Genomic DNA, 596 nt, shown 5'->3' on the forward strand with positions numbered 1-596 from the left:
CCCATCGTGACGAGCTTCAGGCCCGGCGGCAGCGTCTGTTCGACCAGCGGCAGCTTCGCCTTCACGCCCGCGATGATGTCGAGCGTCGATGCCGAGCCGTTCTTCAGGATACTCATCAGCACCGCGCGGCGGCCGTCCACGCGCACGATGTTGCCCTGCGGCGGGTAGCCGTCACGCACATGCGCGACGTCACGGATATAAATCGTCGTGCCGTCGACCGACTTGATCGGCAGGTCGTTCAACGCGTCGAGCGAGAGCGGGCTGTTGTTGAGCTTGATGTTGTATTCGAAGCGGCCGATCTTCTGCGTGCCGGCCGGGATGATCTGGTTCTGCTGCGCCAGCGCGTGCGCCACGTCCTGCGCCGACAGCCCCTTCGATTGCAGCGCCTGCGGGTCGAGGTCGATCTGCACCTCGCGGGTCTTGCCGCCATAGGGCGTCGGGATCGCCACGCCGGGCACCGACAGCAGTTGCGGGCGGATGAAGTTCTCCGCGTAGTCCTCCAGCTTCTGCTCGTCCAGCGTGCTGCTGGTCAGCGCGATCTGCAGCACCGGCACGGTCGAGGCGTTGTAGTTGAGGATCTGCGGCGGCGTGGTGCC

Annotated in this window: 1 protein-coding gene; it reads right to left on the reverse strand. The window is 65.9% G+C overall.

What is annotated here, in order from left to right:
- On the reverse strand, nucleotides 1-596 hold a 596-nt coding region (locus HWY05_RS37650), incomplete at both ends, for an efflux RND transporter permease subunit (protein WP_176061478.1).

Origin of the sequence: Paraburkholderia sp. BCC1876 (assembly GCF_902833695.1) — a bacterium.
Lineage (GTDB): Bacteria > Pseudomonadota > Gammaproteobacteria > Burkholderiales > Burkholderiaceae > Paraburkholderia.